Below are 17,273 nucleotides of genomic sequence, written 5' to 3'. Positions count from 1 at the left end.
CGCTGGGCGGCGCCATGCTGGCCGACGCGCGTCTGGGCGAGGCCGGCCCCGAGCTCTTCAACCCGGCCCACTATGGCGATCGCGCCCGGCCGGTGGACGCGGGCGGGCGCCAGGCGGCCTGGTTCGTCCAGGGGGCGGGCTGGCAGGGGGTGCTGCGGCGTTACCGGCGCGGCGGCCTGATCGCCAAGCTCAGCCGCGACACTTATCTGTGGGCGGGCGAAGGCCGCACCCGCAGTTTCCGTGAATTCCGCCTGCTGGCCGCCATGCGCGCCCAGGGGCTGCCGGTGCCGGCGCCGCTGGCCGCGGCCTACTGGCGCCAGGGGCCGACCTACCGCGCCGCGATCGTGGTCGAGCGCATCCCGGGGGTGCGGCCGCTGGCCCAGGCGCTGGCCGAGCCCGTGTGGCAGCCGGTGGCCGAAGCCATCGTGCGCATGCACCGCGCCGGCGTCTGGCACGCCGACCTGAACGCCTTCAACATCCTCATCGGATCCGATGGCCGGGTCTGGCTGATCGATTTCGACCGCGGCACCCAGGGCGGGCTGTCCGACCGCCAGCGCCAGGGCAACCTGGAACGTTTGCGCCGTTCGCTGGTCAAGGTGGCGGGGGAAGACGGCGAGCGCTTCTGGCTCAGATTGCGCGACAGCTACTGGACCGCCTGGGGCGTCGGCGTCCAGCCCTGAGACCGGCGGCGCCACGGGCCGATCGGGGTCCAATTGCGGCAAATTGCGCTAAATCTCCCGGCAAGGTTGGGCAGTCCACCGCTAAAAGGCTTTATGATTTCGCCTTTTGGTACTCCTGTAACTTACGGCATATCGCTGGGGGGCTGGTAATGAAACTACGGGCGGGAATGCGCTGGGCGCTGGGGACGATGCTGGTCGCGGCAGCCACGTCGGCGGCGATGGCGCAGAACAAGGTCGTCAACGTCTACAACTGGGCTGAATACACGGCCCCGGACACGATCTCGGGTTTCGAGAAGGAAACCGGCATCAAGGTCCGTTATGACGTCTACGACAACAACGACACGCTGCAGGCCAAGCTGCTGGCCGGCAAGTCGGGTTACGACGTCGTTGTCCCGTCCACCCATTACGCCTCGCGCCAGATCGAGGCCGGCCTGTTCCAGAAGCTGGACAAGTCCAAGATCCCCAACTGGAAGTACCTGGATCCCGACGTCATGGCACTGGTCGCCGCGGTCGATCCCGGCAATGAATACGCCATTCCGTGGGGCTACGGCACCAATGGCCTGGGCTACAACGTCACCAAGGTCAAGCAGATCATGGGCGACAACGTCGACCTGGCCAGCTGGGACATGATCTTCAAGCCCGAGAATGCCGCCAAGCTCAAGGAATGCGGCATCTCGATGCTGGACGAGGCCGCGCAGGTGTTCCCGGCGGTGCTCAAGTATCTGGGCAAGGACCCCAACAGTACCAACCCGGACGACTACAAGGCCGCGCTGGACGTGCTCAAGCAGATCCGCCCGTACATCCGCCAGTTCAGCTCCTCGGGTTACATCGACGAACTGGCCGTGGGCGACCTGTGCATGGTCTATGGCTTCTCCGGCGACGTCATGATCGCCCGCAAGCGCGCCCAGGAGGCCAAGAAGCCCTATGAAGTGAACTACTTCATCCCCAAGGGCGGCGCGCCGGCCTGGTTCGACCTGATGGTCATTCCGAAGGACGCGCCGCATCCGGAAGAGGCCCTGGCGTTCATCAACTACATCGAGACGCCGCAGGTGCACGCCGCCATCACCAACACCATGTTCTACCCGAACGCCAACAAAGAGGCGCGCAAGTACGTGGTCAAGGACGTGGCCGACAACCCCATGATCTACCCGTCGCCCGAAGTCTCCAAGACCTTGTATGTCATCAAGGCGCTGCCCTTGAACATCCAGCGTCTGCAGACGCGCATGTGGGCCGAGCTGAAGTCGGGGCGCTAGTCATCATGAGCGATAGCCGTTACTCGGCGCAGCATGCGGCCGATCCGGACGAGTTCGTCCGGGTGGCCGATGTGGTCAAGATCTTCGGCGACGTGGTCGCCGTCCGTTCCGTCAATCTCTCGGTCAAGCGCAACGAGATCTTCGCGTTGCTGGGCAGTTCCGGCAGTGGCAAGTCGACGCTGCTGCGGATGCTGGCCGGCTTCGAGGAAGCCACTTCGGGCCAGATCCTGCTCGATGGCGAGGACATCACCAACGTGCCGCCGTACCGGCGGCCGGTGAACATGATGTTCCAGTCGTACGCGCTGTTCCCGCACATGACGGTCGAGGCCAACGTGGCCTTCGGCCTGAAGCAGGAAGGCGTGGACCGCGCCGAGATCCACGACCGCGTGTTCGAGGCGCTGGACCTGGTGCAGATGGCCGGCTATTCGCGCCGCAAGCCCAACCAACTGTCCGGCGGCCAGCAGCAGCGCGTGGCGCTGGCGCGCAGCCTGGTCAAGCGGCCCAAGTTGCTGCTGCTGGACGAGCCGATGTCGGCGCTGGACAAGCAGATCCGCCAGAAGACCCAGATCGAGCTGGTCAAGATCCTGGAGCAGGTCGGCGTGACCTGCATCATGGTCACGCACGACCAGGAAGAGGCCATGACCATGGCGCACCGCCTGGCGGTCATGACCGAGGGCCAGATCGTCCAGTGTGGCACGCCGCAGGACGTCTACGCCTTCCCGAACTCGCGCTTTGTCGCCAGCTTCATCGGCTCGACCAACATGTTCACCGGCACCATCGTGGTCGATGAACCCGACCACGTCGCCATCGAAAGTCCGGAATTGAGCCGTCCGCTGTACGTCAGCCATGGCGTCAGCGAACCGCTCGGGATGGAGGTGCACGTCTCCATCCGTCCCGAGCGCATGGTGGTGTCGCGCCAGCAGCCCGACGGCGACTACAACTGGGCCCACGGCATGGTCAGCCACATGGCCTGGATGGGCAGCTACGCGCTCTACCAGATCCGCCTGGATTCCGGCGCCATGGTCGAGGCCAGCGTGCCCAGCCTGCAACTGGCCCTGCTGGACGCGCCGGGGATCGACGAAGAGATCTTCGTCAGCTGGGACGCCGACAGCGCGACGGTGCTGGCGTCATGAGCCGCTTCTCGCCCCGCGACTGGCTGCCCTCGGGCCGGACGCTGGCGGTGGTGCCGCCGTTCGCCTGGCTGGTGCTGTTCCTGCTGGTGCCGTTCCTGCTGGTGTTCAAGATCAGCTTTGCCGAGCTCAAGTTCGGCATTCCGCCGTACACCTCGCTGGCCGAGTTCAAGGACGAGGCGGTGCAGTTCAGCCTGCACCTGCGCGGCTACATCCTGCTGTTCACCGACAGCCTGTATTTCGCCACCTACCTCAGCTCGGTCAAGATCGCCGCTATCACCACGCTGGCCTGCGTGCTGATCGGCTACCCCATGGCGTACTACATCGCGCGTTCGTCGCCGCGGGTGCGCAACCTGCTGCTGCTGGGCGTGATCCTGCCGTTCTGGACCTCGCTGCTGCTGCGTGTGTATGCCTGGGTCGGCATCCTGCGCAACGACGGGCTGCTGAACAATTTCCTGCAATGGCTCGGCATCATCTCCAGTCCGCTGGAGATCTACCGCACCGACTTGGCCGTGTACATCGGCATGGTCTATGCCTATTTGCCGTTCTTCATCCTGCCGCTGTACGCCACGCTGGTGAAGATGGACCTGCGCCTGCTGGAAGCCGCCTATGACCTGGGCGCCAGGCCCTGGCAGGCGTTCTGGCAGATCACCGTGCCGCTGTCGCGCCAGGGCGTCATCGCCGGCGCCATGCTGGTGTTCATCCCGGCGGTCGGCGAATACGTCATCCCCGAAATGCTGGGTGGCGCCAACACGTTGATGATGGGCCGGGTCATGTGGAACGAGTTCTTCAACAACACCGACTGGCCGATGGCCTCGGCGGTGACCTGCGTGATGGTGCTGCTCTTGCTGGTGCCGCTGGCGCTATTCCAGTACAACCAGGTCAAGCAGCAGGAACTGGCTGGCGGAGGGCGCAAATGAACGGTCCCAACAAGACCTTGCGCACCGTGGTGCTTGGCCTGGGCTACTTCTTCCTGTACGTGCCCATCATCAGCCTGATGGTGTTCTCGTTCAACGAATCGCCCGCCGTCACCTCCTGGACCGGGTTTTCGATGCGCTGGTACCACTCGCTGTTCAACGACGACGCGCTGCTGCGCGCGGCCTGGCTGTCGTTCCGGATCGCCGCCATGACCGCCACCGCGGCGGTCATCATCGGCACCTGGGCCGGCTACGTGCTGGGGCGCATGGGGCGCTTTCGCGGTTTCGCGCTGTACGTCGGCATGCTGAGCGCGCCGCTGGTGATCCCCGAAGTGGTGCTGGGCATTTCGCTGCTGCTGATGTTCGTGGAGCTGCGCGGTCACCTGGGCTGGCCGGCCGAGAACGGTATCTTCACCATCTGGGTCGGCCACGTCACGCTGTGCATGGCCTTCGTGGCGGTGGTGATCCAGACCCGCGTCCGCGACCTCGACCGCTCGCTGGAAGAGGCGGCGTTGGACCTGGGCGCCACGCCCATCACCGTGTTCTTCAGGATCACGCTGCCGCTGATCGCGCCGGCGCTGGCGTCGGCCTGGCTGCTGTCGTTCACGCTGTCACTGGACGATGTGGTGCTGGCGTCATTCCTGTCCGGCCCCAGCTCCAGCACCTTGCCGATGGAAGTCTTTTCGCGCGTGCGGCTGGGCCTGAAACCCGAGATCAATGCGTTGGCGACGCTGTTCATCCTGGCGGTGGGCACCTGCGTCATCCTGGCCAACCGCATGCAATGGCGCAAGGAGTCCGAACCCAAATGAAGCAAACCACCCTGTATGGCCTGACCAAGTGCAGCACCTGCGTCAAGGCGCGTGAGTGGCTGACGGCGCACGGCGTCGATCACCAGTTCATCGACTACCGCGACCATCCGGTGCCGGCCGCCACCCTGAAGGACTGGGCCGGCCAGCTTGGCGGCTGGGAAAAGCTGGTCAACCGCGCTTCCATGACCTGGCGCAACCTGCCCGACGAGCGCAAGACCGCCAGCACGGACGCCCAGTGGACCCAGCTGATCGCTGAATTCCCGGCGCTGGTGCGCCGCCCGGTGGCGGTGACGCCCGACGGCGAAGTCGGCGTCGGCTTCAGCGAAAAGCGCTACGGCGAACGTTTCGCCTGATCCCGTGGCGGCCAGGGCCGACAAGGCATCGCGTGGCGCCGGCCTGGCGTTGCCCGATGCCTTTTTCGATCGCGATGCGCGCCAGCTGGCGCGCGAACTGCTGGGCAAGGTGGTGCGCCATCGGGTCGACGGCCTGTGGCTGTCGGCGCGCATCATCGAGACCGAGGCCTATTACCTGGAAGAGAAGGGCAGCCACGCCTCGCTCGGCTACACCCACAAGCGCCGTGCCCTGTTCATGGATGGCGGCGTGGTCTATATGTATTACGCCCGCGGCGGCGATTCGCTCAACTTCAGCGCGGGCGGTCCGGGTAACGCGGTGCTGATCAAATCCGGCTATCCCTGGGTCGACGCAGTGTCGGGACCCGAGGCGCTGGCGCGCATGCAGGCCCTGAACCCCGATGCCCAGGGGCAGCCCCGGCCGCCGGCCCGGTTGTGCGCCGGCCAGACGCTGCTGTGCCGCGCGCTGGGGTTGAAGGTGCCGGATTGGGACGCGCGCCGCTTTGACCCAAGGGCGCTCTTCGTGCAAGACGTGGGCGAGTCACCGCAAGCCCTGATCAGCACCACCCGCCTGGGCATCCCGCCCGGACGCGACGAACACCTCGAATACCGCTACGTCGATCCGGCGTATGCCGCGTGGTGCACGCGCAACCCCTTGCGCCGCGGCCAGCAAGCCGGGCGAGACTACCATTGGGTCGATCAACAGGGGGCGCCCCTGCCGCGGGCGCCGTGAGGCATCAGGCGGACTGACCGTCGTCGGCGCGGCCCGCCTTGAGCGCCGCTTCGCGGGCGCGCCGGGCCATGGCGTCGCGCATTTCGTTGTATTTGCGCCGGATGCGTCGGCGGTTCAGCCGCTTGCTCCAGGCGTAGACCGGAATCAGCGGCAGCACGCCAAAGCCGTCGATCAGGAACAATCCCGACTTGCCATCGGCGTTCTGGCCACAGGCGATGTTGGCGGCTGACAGGTCGTGCAGCACCACGTGGGCATCGGCCAGGTCTTCGATGAATTCGTCCAGTTGCGCCGACAGGGCGTCGTTCATCTTGCCCTGGCGCGCGAGGTCGGCGACGGTGGGGGCGATGTTGCCGGCCTCATCGGTGATTTTCTCGACCAGCAGGCCCAGGCCCAGCGTGGTCTGCGCCACGCCCAGGACACGCGCCATCGGCACTTGCCAGACACCGGACGGGCGCGTGGTGGTGGTGACGTATTCGGTGATTTCGTTCAGGTAGACGCGGTAGGCGCTTTCGCGCTGATATTGCTTGTACCAGCGCTTGAACGGACGCGCTTCCAGGTAGACGGCGCGTGCCTGCATGTCCATGACCTTGACCAGCAGGGCAGGGGCATGGGGATGCTGGAATATGTGCCGATCCCCACCGACCGCCACCGGCGTCTCGTCATTCAGATTCAAAGGGCCGAAGACAGCGCCGAAGGCGACAGGGGGCTGGCAAAACGGGGGAAAATCAGCTGTATTCAACTGTTTTTAAGGTTTTTATGTAGTTGTTAACAGTTTAATGCTGTTGCTTGCTTTTGTTTTTGACTGGCGTCCTGGAAGTCGTTTCGGATAGATACAGGGGTCGGAACGCAGTCCTATAATTTCGCGTGCCCGGCGTGGGCAAGTCATTCATCGAGGACCGGTTTTGTCGAATGATGTTCTGCTGTGGATCGCCGCCGTGGGCGCGGTGCTGGCCTGCCTGGCGTGCCTGCTGGCCTGGCTGTCGCGGCCCGGCCGCGACGAGCGCCTGGATGCCCTGCTTGACGGGCTCGAGCGCACCGAGCGCGCCTTGCGCGCCGAGATGGCCGAGGGCCAGCGCGGCCTGCGCGCCGAATTCGCCGAATCCACCCGCGGCCTGCGCCAGGAGCTGGCCCAGTCGCAGGGTGAGCTGCGCGCCGCATTGACCCGCGATGCACAGGCGGCGCGGGCCGAATCGGCCGAGTCGCTGGCGCGCTTTGCGGCCGGCTTCGGTGACCAGTTGCAGGGGCTGATCCAGATCAGCGAGCGGCGCCTGATGGAGGTGCGCACGACGGTCGATCAGCGGCTGCAGGCGTTGCAGAATGACAACAGCGCCAAGCTCGACGATATGCGCCGCACGGTCGACGAGAAGCTGCATGCCACCCTCGAGCAGCGCCTGGGCGAGTCCTTCAAACAGGTGTCCGAGCGTCTCGAAGCCGTGCACAAAGGGTTGGGCGAGATGCAGGTGCTGGCGGCCGGCGTGGGCGATCTCAAGCGCGTGCTGACCAACGTCAAGTCGCGCGGCACCTGGGGCGAGGTGCAACTGGCCCGGCTGATCGAAGACAACATGACGCCGGAGCAATACGCCAGCAACATCAAACCGGTGCCGGGCAGCGATGCGGTGGTCGAGTTCGCCATCCGCCTGCCGGGACGCGGCGATGGCGGCGCTCCGGTCTGGCTGCCGATCGACGCCAAGTTTCCCAAGGAAGAGTACGAGCGCCTGATGGACGCGCAGGAAGCCGCCGACGCCGAGGGCGTGAAGGCGGCCGGCATCGCACTGGGCAAGGCGGTCGAGGTGCAGGCCCGGTCGATCGCCGGCAAGTACATCGCGCCGCCGCACACGACCGATTTCGCCATCATGTTCCTGCCCACCGAGAGCCTGTATGCGGAAGTGCTGCGGCGTCCGGGGCTGCTGGACCGCCTGCACGATCTGCGCATCAACGTGGCCGGGCCCAGCAACCTGGCGGCGTTGCTCAACAGCCTGCAGATGGGGTTCCGCACGCTGGCCATCGAGCAGCGCTCGTCCGAGGTCTGGCAGGTGCTGCGCGCGGTCAAGACCGAGTTCGGCAAATTCGGTGATGCGCTCGCCGGCGTCAAGAAGACGCTGGACACCGCCAGCAGCAAGATCGGCCAGACCGAGGTGCGCACCCGCGCCATGCTGCGCAACCTGAAGAGCGTCGAGGCTTTGCCCGAGGCCGAGGCGCTGCGCCTGCTGGGCGCCGGGGGCGCGGCGGCCGACGATGGCGCGGACGATCCCGCCGCTGGCGATACGCCCGCTGCGCCAGGGCCCGGCGCCTGATTCGCGCGGCCGCCGTCGGACCCGGCTTGTGACCGGGGCGCTCTGTCGATATCCTCATACTTGCGGCATTCCGCCGTCGATATCAGGAGCATCGCACGCATGGCCACCGCTGACCGAGTTGATTCCTCTTCCTTCGACGCGATGGCGCTGGGCGCCGATATCGCCCAGGGGGCCACGACGGCGCTAGCCGCCATGGAGCAGGCGCTGGAACGGGTGGCGGCACGCAATCCGTCGATCAATGCAGCCTGTGGCGTGCGGGCCGAACTCGGCCTGGAGCTGGCGCGCGCGCAGGACGACGCGCTGGCGGCGCTGTCCTCCGGACAACGCCTGGCGCTGCTGCGCGAGCAGCCGTTCCTGGGCGTGCCGACGCTGCTCAAGGACCTGGGCACCGCCGCACTCGGCCTGCCCAGCACCATGGGTTCGGTGCTGTACGGCCAGGTGGAATGGAACGTCGATGCCGAGATCGTCAGGCGCTACCGCCGCGCCGGCCTGATTCCGTTCGGCCGCAGCACCAGCGCTGAACTGGGCCTGAGTCCCACCAGCGAATCGCCGGTCTATGGCGCGCCGACCCAGAACCCTTGGAAGGCCGGCCACAGTGCCGGGGGCTCCAGTGGCGGCGCCGGGGCGGCGCTGGCCAGCGGCATGGTGCGCATTGCCCACGGCAGCGACGGCGGCGGCTCGATCCGGATTCCGGCCTCATGCTGCGGCGTGCTGGGCCTGAAGCCCTCGCGCGGCATGATGCCGCTGGGCCCGCTCAAGGGCGAGGGCTGGGGCGGCCTGGCCACGGAACACATGATGACGTTGTCGGTGCGCGATTGCGCGGCGGCGCTGGATATCAGCGCTGGCGCCGACGTGGGCGCGCCTTACGCCGCGCCGGCCAGGCCGGGCGACTCCTATCGCGACATCGTGGCGCGGGTGTCGGCCGATCCGCGGTCGTCGCCGCGCCGCCGCATTGCCTATATCAACACCACCTACGAAGGCGAGGCCATCCATCCCGAAGTCGCGGCCGTACTCGACGAGGCCGCACGCCTGTTCGCCGGGCTGGGCCACGAATTGACTGTGGCCGCGCCGCCGGTCGGTTCCGAGGAAGTGCTGTCGCCGATGCTGCCGCTGATCGCCAGCGCCGCCGCCAACGCCATCGACAGCTTCGTCGGCGCGCGCAATCGCCGTCTGGCGGCCGATGAGTTGCAGCCGACCACGCTGGGCGCGCGCGAGTACGCCCGGGCGATTTCCGGCGCCCAGTATGTGGCTTGCGTCGATACCTGCCACGAGATCACGCGCCGTATCGGCCGCTTCCTGCATCGCGAGGGTACGCAGGGCTATGACCTGTTCCTGTCGCCGGTGCTGGCGCAACCGCCGGCACCCATCGGCCGCTATGCGATGGACAATGCCGACTACCTGGCCTACCGTCTCGGCAAGAAGGGCGTGATCGGCTATTCGCCGTTCGCGCCGCTGGCCAACCTGACGGGCATGCCCGCCATTTCCATTCCGTTCGGCCTGTCGGCCGACGGCCTGCCGATCGGCATCCAGGTCATGGGCCCGCTGGGCAGCGAGGCCTGGCTGCTGGAAATGGCCGCCCAGGTCGAGGCCCTGCGGCCCTGGCAGCGGGTGGCGCCCATCGCCAGATAGGCCCGCGGGCGGGGCGCGCCGGGACGCGGCGCATCAACGAAGAGGAGCCAGCATGCCGTCGTTCGTGACCCACACCGTACTTAACCAGGTCCCGCCCCTGGAGGACTATTCCCTGTTCGACACCGACCCGGCGCTGCGCGAGGCGGCCGTGCGTGAGGGCGCCGGCGCCTGGCTCGGCGACCTGGGCGCGCATGGCGCGTGGCTGGGACGCGCCCAGACCCTGGCCGCCGGCGTCGACGCCAACCGCTATCCGCCGCGGCTGCAGGCCTATGACCGGGCCGGTCATCGCATTGACCATGTCGACTTCCATCCCGCCTGGCAACTGTTGATGAGCGGCATCGTCGCGCGCGGCCTGCACAGCCGCGCCTGGGCCCAGCCGGTGCCGGGCGCGCAGGTGGCGCGGGCGGCGGCGTACCTGATGCAGGGCCAGGTCGAGGCCGGCACGCTGTGTCCCACCACCATGACCTTTGCCGCCGTGCCCCTGCTGCAACGCGAACCGGCGGGCGTGATCGACTACACCGGCGATTGGCTGCCCGCGTTGTATTCGCGTGAGTTCGACGGCGCCGACGCGCCGCTGGCCGGCAAACGCGGCGCGCTGATTGGCATGGGCCTGACCGAAAAGCAAGGCGGTTCCGACCTGCGCGCGGTCACCACGCGCGCCACGCCGCTGAGCACGGTCGGGCGTGGTTGCGCCTATCTGCTGGTGGGCCACAAGTGGTTCTTTTCGGTGCCGCAGGCCGACGCCCATCTGGTGCTGGCGCAGACCGACGAGGGGCTCAGCTGCTTCCTGGTGCCGCGCTGGATTCCGGAAGGGCCACGCAACGCGGTCCGCATCCGGCGCCTGAAGGACAAACTGGGCAATCACAGCAATGCCAGCGCCGAGGTCGAGTTCGAGGACGCCTGGGGTGTCATGCTCGGCGAGCCCGGGCGCGGCCTCGCGGTGCTGCTGGAGATGGCCGCCACCACCCGGCTCGATTGCGTGCTGGGCAGCGCCGCGTTGTTGCGCCAGGCGCTGGCGCAGTCGCTGCACCACGCCTGCCACCGCCACGCTTTCGGCAAGCCATTGCTGGCGCAGCCGCTGATGCGCAATGTGCTGGGCGACCTGGCGCTGGAATCGGAAGCCGCCCAGGCGCTGGCGCTGCGCCTGGCGCGCGCGGTGGATGAACGCGCCGATCCCGCCGCGCGCGCCCTGGCGCGGGTCGGCACGCCGGCCGCCAAGCTGTGGGTCTGCAAGCGCGCGATCGCGGCGGTGGCCGAATGCATGGAGGCCTGGGGCGGCAACGGATATGTGGAGGAAGGGCCGATGCCGCGCCTGTACCGGGAAACGCCCGTCAATTCCATCTGGGAGGGCTCGGGCAACGTCATGGCGCTGGACGTGCTGCGGGCCTTGCTGCGCGAGCCCGAGGCGCTGCCGGCGCTGGACGGCGAGTTCGCGCCCGCCACCGGGCGCTATCCGGAATTCGATGCGGCGCTGGCGCGGTGGCGCGCGCTGTTGGCCGATCCGGCCCAGGCCGAGTTCCAGGCCCGCCGCATCGCTTGTGGGCTGGCGCGGCTGTGGCAGGCGGCGCTGTTGATCCGGCATGCCCCCGAGCCCGTGGCGCGGGGCTTCGTCGGCAGCCGACTGGGGGCGGCGGGCGGCGTGTTCGGCGAACTGGCGGCCGGCACTGATGTGGCCGCGGTGCTGGCGCGGGCCTGGCCGGCCGCGGCTGCGTGCTAAATTTCTCCGCTTCACTCACCTTTTTTGCGCATTCCCGCCATGCTCTCGCAACAAGAACTCAAGCAACAAGCCGCCGACGCGGCCCTGGAACTGGTTGAACAGGTCGCCGGTCCCGATGTCATCATCGGCGTCGGCACCGGTTCCACGGCCGATCTCTTCATCGACGGCCTGGCGCGTTTCAAGGGGCGGATCGGTGGCACCGTGGCCAGTTCCGAGCGCAGCGCCGCGCGCCTGGCCGGCCACGGCTTGAAGGTGCTGGACCTGAACGATGTGGCGTCGATGCCGATCTACGTCGACGGCGCCGACGAGATCGACGCCAACCTGCATATGATCAAGGGCGGCGGCGGCGCGCTGACGCGCGAGAAGATCGTGGCCTCGGTGGCCGACCGCTTCGTCTGCATCGCCGATGAATCCAAACTGGTCGAGGTCATGGGCAAGTTTCCCCTGCCGATCGAGGTCATCCCCATGGCGCGCGAGTCGGTGGCCCGCGCCATGGTGGCCATGGGCGGCCAGCCGCGCCTGCGCGATGGTTTCGTGACGGACAACGGCAATATCATCCTGGACGTGTCGGGCCTGTCGATCACCGACGCGCCCGGCCTGGAAGCCCGTGTCAACAACCTGCCCGGCGTGGTCACCTGCGGCCTGTTCGCCATCGCCGGCGCCGACGTGGCGCTGTTGGCCACCCAGAACGGCATCCGCCGCCTGGATCGCCGCGCCTGAGCGCGGACAGGAGCGGGATCGCGCGCTTGCGGGGCCTGCGGCCGCGATTCATAATCCTGTCACACTTGGGTCATAACCTTGCGGGTTGTGCAGGCCCATTCTTGATTGAAACGCTTTCATATCGGGGCAATGCAATGAGACCAACCACGCAGGGAGCCCGGATGACGGAGCACACAAACAAGCAGTTCGACGCTGATCTGGAAAGCGTCCGTTCGCAATTCTTGCAGATGGGCGGCGTGGTCGAGGCCATGATCCAGGAGGCCATAGACGCGCTGGCCAGCGGCGACCTGGCGCTGGTTGAAAAGGTGCGCGAGCGTGAAAAGGAAGTCAATCGCCACGAAGTGGAGATCGACGAGAGCATCAGCCGCATCCTGGCCCGCCACCAGCCCACTGCCATTGACCTGCGCATGTTGATGGCCGTGTCGAAGATGCTGACCGACATGGAGCGCTCGGGCGACGAGGCCGAGAAAGTGGCCACCGTGGCGCGTCGCATCCATGAATCGGAACTGCGCCACATTCCGGTGATCGAACTGCGCCACATGGCCGCGAACGTGCGCACCATGCTGCATCAGGCCCTGGACGCCTTCGCCCGCCTCGACCCGATCCTGGCCGCCGCCGTGGTGCGCAGCGACAAGGAAGTGGACAAGGAATGGAAGGGGGCGCTGCGTCACCTGATCACCTACATGATCGAAGACCCGCGCACGATTTCGCGCGCCATCGACATGATCTTCATCGCCCGCGCGCTCGAACGCATCGGCGATCATGCCAAGAACATGTCCGAGCGCGTGATCTACATGGTCAAGGGTGCCGACGTGCGCCACACCGGCGTCAAGAACACCGAGCGCCTGGCGCGCGGTGAAGAAGACACGCCCGCGTCGCAGGACGAGTGAGCGCCGCGGCGGCCCGGCCGCCGCGCTTGCCCTTGCCGGGCGCAGAAAAACCCCATGACGCTACCCCGCGCCTGGGGTTTTTTGTGCCGCCGCCGGTTCGAGCTGCGCGCGGCGTCAGCGCGGCGGCAACTCGGCGCCCTGGCACAGCCGCGGGTCCGGCACGCCCGACTTGCCCGTGCTGATGCGGCCGGCCAGGCGCCGCCCGAAGGCCGGCAGGTCCTGCGCGCTGATCTCCAGGTCGTACCAGTCTTCGCAGCCGGCGTATTTCAGTTCCAGCGCGCCGCCGGCCGGCACCTGCGCCACGGCGCGCCAACGGTCGCCCAGGCGCGATTCGATCTGCACCGGCAGGTGCGCGTCGCCGTGGTTGATCAGGCGCAGGCGCAGGCCGGAGCTGACCGGCACCAACTGCGTTTCGAGCTGGCCGGCATCGCGCCGGTCGCCGCGGAACTGGCGGTGAAAGCCGTCCGGCCCCAGCAACCAGAGGTCATAGGCGCCGTCGCCGTCCACGCGCCAGCCGTCGTCCAGCCGCGCACCCGCGCCGACGGTGTAGCGGCGCGGCGCGTGTTCCAGCGCCAGGCGGTCGTACACATGCAGCACCGCGCCTGCCGAGCCGGGGTTGCGGAAGGTCAGGCGGTAGTGTTCGCCGTCGGCGCTCATGCGGCCCACGGCCTCCAGGGCATAGGGCAGGGCGCAGGCGTGGCGCACGCTGTCGGCGTGCCGCACGGTGCGATCGCCGGCGAAGTCGAAGGCGGAGGTCAGGTCGCCGGCCACGGCGCGGCGCCAGGCGCTGATATTGGGTTCCATCACGCCGAAGCGGGCTTCGAGGAAGCGGATCACCGAGGTGTGGTCGAACACCTGCGAATTGACCCAGCCGCCTCGGCTCCAGGGCGAGACCACCAGCATCGGCACCCGCGGGCCCATGCCGAAGGCGCGCCCATGCAGGGCCGGCGGATCGTCCGGGGTGGCGGCGCTGGGGCCGTGGCGGGTGTCGTGGTATTCACCGTCCAGTTCCACTGTCGACAGGCCGCCCGGCTGGCCGGCGGCATTGCGGGCGGGGGGCGCCGGCGGCGGCATGTGGTCGAAGAAGCAGTCGTTCTCGTCGTAGGTGACCAGGAACACGCAGCCGCTCCAGACGGCGGGGTTGCGCGTCAGGATGTCCAGCACGCGTTCGGTGTAGGCGCCGCCCTGGCGCGGCGACGAGACCTCCGGGTGTTCGGAATCGGCGGCGGGGGCGATGATCCATGACACCTGCGGCAGCGTGCCCTGGTCGACGTCGCGCGCCAGATCGTCGAGGGTCCGGGTGGACAAGGCTCGGTCGCGCAGCGGCGCGTCGGCAAGGCCGGCGCCATGCTGGCGGCGGTACTGGCGAAAGCCGGCGAGAGGATTGTCATGGAAGTTGTCCGCCATGTCCTGGTAGATGCGCCAGTCGATGCCGGCGGCGTGCAGGCGCTCGGGATAGGTGGTCCAGCCATAGCCCTGGTCGGCCGGGCCGAGGCGGTCATGGGTGTTGACCAGGGCCGGGCCGCCGGCGCGCCCCTGCGGGTCATTGGTGCCGGTCCACAGGAACAGCCGGTTCGGATTGGTGCCTGCCTGGATCGAGCAGTGATAGGCCTCGCACAGCGTGAAGGCATTGGCCAGCGCCGTCTGGAAGGGCAGCTCGGCGGGGCGGTAGGCGCCCATGCCCAGGCGTCGCTTGGCCGCCAACCATTGGTCCATGCGGCCATCGTTCCAGGCGCGCTGGGCATCGTCCCAGGTGTGCGGCGTGATGTAGCCCACCGGCACGTGGCTGGCGAATTCGTCTTGCAGGGCATAGGGGCGGACCTGCGTGTTGCCATCGCGCTGGGTCAGCACGTCGCCGTCCGGGGTGGGCACGCGGTGCGGATCGGCAAAGCCGCGCACGCCCGGCAGGGCGCCGAAGTAATGGTCGAAAGACCGGTTCTCCTGCATCAGGATGACGACGTGCCGCACATCGTCCAGCGTGCCGTGCTTGCGGTCGGGGGCGATCGCGAGCGCGCGCCGGATGGTTCCGGGAAAGTCGGCGGACGAAACGGAACTCGGATCTTCTGTCATGACAGCGTTAATACGGCCTGCAATAGCGGAATCTTAAGTTGGGCGCGGCCCTCGGGCAGCCCGCCGGAAAGTGCGAAGCCCCTCGCGGGCGAGGGGCTTCGCAGAGGCGTGTCGCGCGCCGTGGCGCAATCAGGCCGAGGGCGGAACGTAGCCCTGGGCTTCGACACTGCCGTCCTCGAACAGGAAGCGCTCCATCTGCTGCTGCAGGTACTTGCGGGCGCGGGCGTCGGCCAGGTTCAGGCGGTTTTCGTTGACCAGGCGGGTCTGCACCTGCTTCCACTCTTCCCAAGCTTCCTTGGAAATGCTCTGCCAGATGCGGGTGCCGAGTTCGCCGGGGTAGGGCGGAAAATCCAGCCCTTCGGCTTCACGCTTCAATTTCACACAGTTGATGGTACGGGCCATGGTTCGCTGCCGGAAAGAATGGGTAATGGGCCATTTTAGCGGGCTTGGCGGCGCAAGGCCGCCAAGCCCCTGCGGGCACTGCGGGTAGCCGCCCGGCCAGGCCTGGGGCGTGGGCGCGTCACAGCTTCTTGATGAACACCAGGCTGTTGCGAGAGCGGTTGTAGTTGTTCTGCTTTTCGCGCGGCAGGTCGGTGATGCCGCCCGGCACGAAGCCGCGCTTCATGAACCAGTGCGACGTGCGGGTGGTCAGCACGAACAGGCGCTTGGCGCCGCTGGCGCGGGCGCGCGATTCCATGTGGCGCAGCAGGATCTCGCCTTCGCCCGAGCCCTGCCATTCCGGATGCACGATCAGGCAGGCCATCTCGGCCATGTTTTCCCCGGGGAAGTTGTGCAGTGTGGCGCAACCGTAGATCACGCCATCGTGTTCCAGCACGGTGAAGTTCTCGACGTCGCGCTCGATCACGCTGCGCGGGCGCGGCACCAGCGTGCCGTCGGCCTCCAGCGGCTCGATCAGGCTGAGGATGGCGCCGACGTCATCCAGCGTGGCGGGGCGCAGATCGTCCAGCGTGTCTTCCACCACCATGGTGCCGACGCCGTCATGGGTGAAGATTTCCAGCAGCACGCTGCCGTCCAGCGCGAACGGCACCAGGTGGGCGCGGGCCACGCCGCGCTTGACCGCCAGCGAGGCATATTGCAGGTAGGCGCCGGTTTCCTCGTCGAGCGACCCCGCGGCCAGCAGCGCGTCGGCATCCACCCGCGCCAGTTCGGTATCGACCGAGCCGTCGTCGTTCAGCACGCCCTGGCCGCTGGACAGGAAGATCAGCTTTTCGGCGCGCAGCGCCACGGCCACGCTGGTGGCCAGGTCTTCCATGGCCAGGTTGAAGGCATCGCCCGTGGGCGAGAAGCCCAGCGGCGACAGCAACACCACCGATGAGCCTTTTTCGATGGCGAACTTGAGCGCATCGACGTCGATCTTGCGCACCTGGCCGGTGTGTTTGTAATCGATCCCGTCCAACACGCCGGTGGGACGCGCGGTGACGAAGTTGCCCGAAATGACGCGGATGTGCGCGTGCGACATCGGCGTGTTGGGCAGGCCCTGGCTGAACGCGGCCTCGATATCCAGGCGGATTTCGCCGGCGGCTTCCTTGGCGCATTCGAGCGCGGCGGCGTCGGTTGGCGCCAGGCCGCGGTCGAACTGCTGGGTGAAACCCTTCAGGCGCAGTTGTTCATTGACCTGGGGGCGCGAGCCGTGCACCAGCACCAGCCGGACCCCCAGCGAGGACAGCAGCGACAGATCCTGGACCAGCGCGTTCAGCGCCCCGGCCTGCACCAGTTCACCGCCGAACGCCACCACGAACGTCTTGCCGCGGAAGGCGTGCACATAGGGAGCGACATCTCGGAACCATCGGACGAACTGGGCAGCGGCGAATTCGGGGGCTTCAAGGGCGGAGACGGTGTCTGGTTCCAGGTCGGGCATGATGGCAGGGGCAATTCCTGAGGGTCGGCAACAACGCGGCGCCAGGCCGCGTCAACGCGCCGTCGCGCGACGGCGTGGCGAAATTATATGGCGGCGGGGCGTTTATATAATAGGCAGCTAACCGGATAAATCGTACATGCCAGAATCCTCCCGCCCGCGGCCGCCCGTGCCGGCCGACGGGCCGACCCGGGCCTCGGGCAAG

At 67.6% G+C, this 17,273-nt stretch carries 16 protein-coding genes; 12 read left to right on the top strand and 4 right to left on the bottom strand.

Going from position 1 to position 17,273, the window contains the following annotated elements:
- Positions 1-14 precede the first annotated feature (14 nt).
- From HV701_RS22410 to HV701_RS22380, 7 genes are all read left to right on the top strand, one after another.
- Positions 15-680: a 3-deoxy-D-manno-octulosonic acid kinase gene (locus HV701_RS22410; protein ID WP_272909571.1), complete on the top strand. Its 666-nt coding sequence runs from the start codon at positions 15-17 to the stop codon at positions 678-680.
- A gap of 149 nt (positions 681-829) precedes the next feature.
- The gene (locus tag HV701_RS22405) at positions 830-1,933 is read left to right on the top strand and encodes a polyamine ABC transporter substrate-binding protein (protein WP_175135209.1); all 1,104 of its coding nucleotides are present in this window, start codon (positions 830-832) and stop codon (positions 1,931-1,933) included.
- Positions 1,934-1,938: 5 nt separating this feature from the next.
- Entirely contained in the window at positions 1,939-3,066 is a 1,128-nt protein-coding gene (locus tag HV701_RS22400) for an ABC transporter ATP-binding protein (protein ID WP_175135208.1), read from the top strand.
- Positions 3,063-3,983 carry an ABC transporter permease subunit gene (locus HV701_RS22395; RefSeq protein ID WP_175135207.1) on the top strand — a complete coding sequence of 307 codons (921 nt, stop codon included), beginning with the start codon at positions 3,063-3,065 and terminating at the stop codon, positions 3,981-3,983. The genes HV701_RS22400 and HV701_RS22395 overlap by 4 nt, the downstream gene beginning before the upstream one ends.
- Positions 3,980-4,789 (top strand): ABC transporter permease subunit, encoded by an 810-nt coding sequence (locus HV701_RS22390; protein ID WP_175135206.1) that lies wholly within the window; start codon positions 3,980-3,982, stop codon positions 4,787-4,789. The genes HV701_RS22395 and HV701_RS22390 overlap by 4 nt, the downstream gene beginning before the upstream one ends.
- Positions 4,786-5,142, top strand: coding sequence for an arsenate reductase (locus HV701_RS22385; protein WP_175135205.1), 357 nt, complete (start codon positions 4,786-4,788; stop codon positions 5,140-5,142). Before HV701_RS22390 ends, HV701_RS22385 begins: the two co-directional genes overlap by 4 nt.
- 4 nt (positions 5,143-5,146) lie before the next feature.
- A complete protein-coding gene (locus HV701_RS22380; RefSeq protein WP_175135204.1) occupies positions 5,147-5,872 on the top strand; it encodes a DNA-3-methyladenine glycosylase in 726 nt (241 codons plus the stop codon).
- Positions 5,873-5,876: 4 nt separating this feature from the next.
- Here HV701_RS22380 and HV701_RS22375 read toward each other — a convergent pair whose 3' ends face one another.
- Positions 5,877-6,611, bottom strand: coding sequence for a YrbL family protein (locus tag HV701_RS22375; protein WP_175135203.1), 735 nt, complete (start codon positions 6,609-6,611; stop codon positions 5,877-5,879).
- 163 nt (positions 6,612-6,774) lie between these two features.
- Between HV701_RS22375 and HV701_RS22370 the strand changes: the two genes are divergently transcribed.
- From HV701_RS22370 to phoU, 5 genes are all read left to right on the top strand, one after another.
- The gene (locus HV701_RS22370; protein ID WP_244957916.1) at positions 6,775-8,166 is read left to right on the top strand and encodes a DNA recombination protein RmuC; all 1,392 of its coding nucleotides are present in this window, start codon (positions 6,775-6,777) and stop codon (positions 8,164-8,166) included.
- A gap of 99 nt (positions 8,167-8,265) precedes the next feature.
- On the top strand, positions 8,266-9,795 hold the full coding sequence (locus HV701_RS22365) for an amidase (RefSeq protein WP_175135202.1): 1,530 nt from the start codon (positions 8,266-8,268) through the stop codon (positions 9,793-9,795).
- Positions 9,796-9,847: 52 nt separating this feature from the next.
- Complete coding sequence (locus HV701_RS22360; protein ID WP_175135201.1) at positions 9,848-11,512, top strand: isovaleryl-CoA dehydrogenase; 1,665 nt, start codon at positions 9,848-9,850, stop codon at positions 11,510-11,512.
- A 39-nt stretch (positions 11,513-11,551) separates the two neighbouring features.
- The gene (gene rpiA, locus HV701_RS22355) at positions 11,552-12,232 is read left to right on the top strand and encodes a ribose-5-phosphate isomerase RpiA (protein ID WP_175135200.1); all 681 of its coding nucleotides are present in this window, start codon (positions 11,552-11,554) and stop codon (positions 12,230-12,232) included.
- 161 nt (positions 12,233-12,393) lie between these two features.
- Positions 12,394-13,122: a phosphate signaling complex protein PhoU gene (phoU, locus tag HV701_RS22350; protein WP_175135199.1), complete on the top strand. Its 729-nt coding sequence runs from the start codon at positions 12,394-12,396 to the stop codon at positions 13,120-13,122.
- Positions 13,123-13,236: 114 nt separating this feature from the next.
- Here the strand turns inward: phoU and HV701_RS22345 are convergent, their stop codons facing one another.
- The 3 genes from HV701_RS22345 to argA all read right to left on the bottom strand — a co-directional run bounded on the left by HV701_RS22345 (position 13,237) and on the right by argA (position 17,071).
- Positions 13,237-15,192: a phosphocholine-specific phospholipase C gene (locus HV701_RS22345; RefSeq protein WP_175135198.1), complete on the bottom strand. Its 1,956-nt coding sequence runs from the start codon at positions 15,190-15,192 to the stop codon at positions 13,237-13,239.
- 129 nt (positions 15,193-15,321) lie between these two features.
- Positions 15,322-15,594: an oxidative damage protection protein gene (locus HV701_RS22340; protein WP_006393887.1), complete on the bottom strand. Its 273-nt coding sequence runs from the start codon at positions 15,592-15,594 to the stop codon at positions 15,322-15,324.
- Positions 15,595-15,712: 118 nt separating this feature from the next.
- Positions 15,713-17,071, bottom strand: coding sequence for an amino-acid N-acetyltransferase (gene argA, locus HV701_RS22335; RefSeq protein WP_175135197.1), 1,359 nt, complete (start codon positions 17,069-17,071; stop codon positions 15,713-15,715).
- Positions 17,072-17,273: the final 202 nt, after the last annotated feature.

This window comes from Achromobacter pulmonis (genome assembly GCF_902859765.1).
Lineage (GTDB): Bacteria > Pseudomonadota > Gammaproteobacteria > Burkholderiales > Burkholderiaceae_B > Achromobacter > Achromobacter pulmonis.
The sequence above is the reverse complement of the archived record's forward strand: the minus strand, read 5'-3'. Positions and strand labels throughout refer to the sequence as shown.

Excerpts from the sequence above, each read along its gene's own strand:
- HV701_RS22405 (WP_175135209.1), top strand. The coding sequence starts at position 830 with ATGAAACTACGGGCGGGAATGCGCTGGGCGCTGGGGACGATGCTGGTC.
- rpiA (WP_175135200.1), top strand. The coding sequence starts at position 11,552 with ATGCTCTCGCAACAAGAACTCAAGCAACAAGCCGCCGACGCGGCCCTG.
- HV701_RS22340 (WP_006393887.1), bottom strand. The coding sequence starts at position 15,594 with ATGGCCCGTACCATCAACTGTGTGAAATTGAAGCGTGAAGCCGAAGGG.
- HV701_RS22385 (WP_175135205.1), top strand. The coding sequence starts at position 4,786 with ATGAAGCAAACCACCCTGTATGGCCTGACCAAGTGCAGCACCTGCGTC.
- argA (WP_175135197.1), bottom strand. The coding sequence starts at position 17,071 with ATGCCCGACCTGGAACCAGACACCGTCTCCGCCCTTGAAGCCCCCGAA.
- HV701_RS22360 (WP_175135201.1), top strand. The coding sequence starts at position 9,848 with ATGCCGTCGTTCGTGACCCACACCGTACTTAACCAGGTCCCGCCCCTG.
- HV701_RS22395 (WP_175135207.1), top strand. The coding sequence starts at position 3,063 with ATGAGCCGCTTCTCGCCCCGCGACTGGCTGCCCTCGGGCCGGACGCTG.
- HV701_RS22410 (WP_272909571.1), top strand. The coding sequence starts at position 15 with ATGCTGGCCGACGCGCGTCTGGGCGAGGCCGGCCCCGAGCTCTTCAAC.
- HV701_RS22390 (WP_175135206.1), top strand. The coding sequence starts at position 3,980 with ATGAACGGTCCCAACAAGACCTTGCGCACCGTGGTGCTTGGCCTGGGC.
- phoU (WP_175135199.1), top strand. The coding sequence starts at position 12,394 with ATGACGGAGCACACAAACAAGCAGTTCGACGCTGATCTGGAAAGCGTC.
- HV701_RS22345 (WP_175135198.1), bottom strand. The coding sequence starts at position 15,192 with ATGACAGAAGATCCGAGTTCCGTTTCGTCCGCCGACTTTCCCGGAACC.
- HV701_RS22365 (WP_175135202.1), top strand. The coding sequence starts at position 8,266 with ATGGCCACCGCTGACCGAGTTGATTCCTCTTCCTTCGACGCGATGGCG.
- HV701_RS22400 (WP_175135208.1), top strand. The coding sequence starts at position 1,939 with ATGAGCGATAGCCGTTACTCGGCGCAGCATGCGGCCGATCCGGACGAG.